1 protein-coding gene is annotated in these 1189 nt (G+C 43.4%); it reads right to left on the bottom strand.

The features are described from left to right. Positions 1-12: 12 nt before the first annotated feature. The gene (gene tuf, locus ACFILU_RS05850; RefSeq protein ID WP_012755022.1) at positions 13-1188 is read right to left on the bottom strand and encodes an elongation factor Tu; all 1176 of its coding nucleotides are present in this window, start codon (positions 1186-1188) and stop codon (positions 13-15) included. Position 1189 lies beyond the last annotated feature (1 nt).

Genomic DNA, 1189 nt, shown 5'->3' on the forward strand with positions numbered 1-1189 from the left:
AACAAGCATTATTTATTCAATGATCTTAGAGACGATACCGGCACCAACAGTACGACCACCTTCACGAATAGCAAAACGAAGTTTCTCTTCCATCGCTATCGGAACGATCAACGAAACATCCATCGCAACATTGTCACCTGGCATAACCATTTCCGTTCCTTCTGGAAGCGTAACAATACCTGTAACATCCGTCGTACGGAAGTAAAACTGAGGACGATAATTCGTGAAAAATGGCGTATGACGTCCACCTTCATCTTTTGTCAAAATGTAAGCTTCTGCTTTAAAACGCGTATGAGGTGTAACAGATCCTGGCTTCGCCAATACCTGACCACGCTCAATCCCTTCACGATCAACACCACGTAGAAGAGCTCCTATATTATCACCCGCTTGACCTTGATCTAAAAGCTTGCGGAACATTTCAACACCTGTAACCGTCGTCTTAGATGTTGGACGAATACCGATAATCTCGATTTCCTCTCCAACTTTAATAACACCACGCTCAACACGACCCGTAACAACGGTTCCACGACCCGAAATCGAAAATACATCTTCTATCGGCATCAAAAATGGTTGATCAACAGGACGTTCAGGGGTTGGAATATAATTATCAACTTCACTCATTAAAAGACGAACAGCATCTTCACCAATGCTCTTATCCTTATCTTCAAGGGCTGCCAACGCAGAACCCTTAACAATTGGTATATCATCACCTGGGAAATCATACTTGGATAAAAGTTCCCGAACCTCAAGCTCTACAAGCTCCAAAAGTTCTGCATCATCAACCTGATCAACTTTATTAAGAAAAACAACAATTGCTGGAACACCAACCTGACGCGCAAGCAAAATATGCTCACGTGTCTGAGGCATTGGACCATCAGCTGCTGAAACAACCAAAATAGCACCATCCATCTGTGCTGCCCCTGTGATCATGTTTTTCACATAATCAGCGTGTCCCGGACAATCAACGTGCGCATAGTGACGATTTTCCGTTTCATACTCAACGTGTGCTGTAGAAATAGTAATTCCACGTGCGCGCTCCTCTGGCGCAGCATCAATTTGGTCATAGGCTTTAAATTCACCAAAATATTTCGTAATCGCTGCTGTCAAAGAGGTCTTCCCATGATCAACGTGACCAATCGTACCAATATTAACATGCGGTTTTGTTCGTTCAAACTTGCTCTTCGCCATT

It is taken from the genome of Bartonella sp. CL100XZDX (assembly GCF_042195375.1).
Lineage (GTDB): Bacteria > Pseudomonadota > Alphaproteobacteria > Rhizobiales > Rhizobiaceae > Bartonella.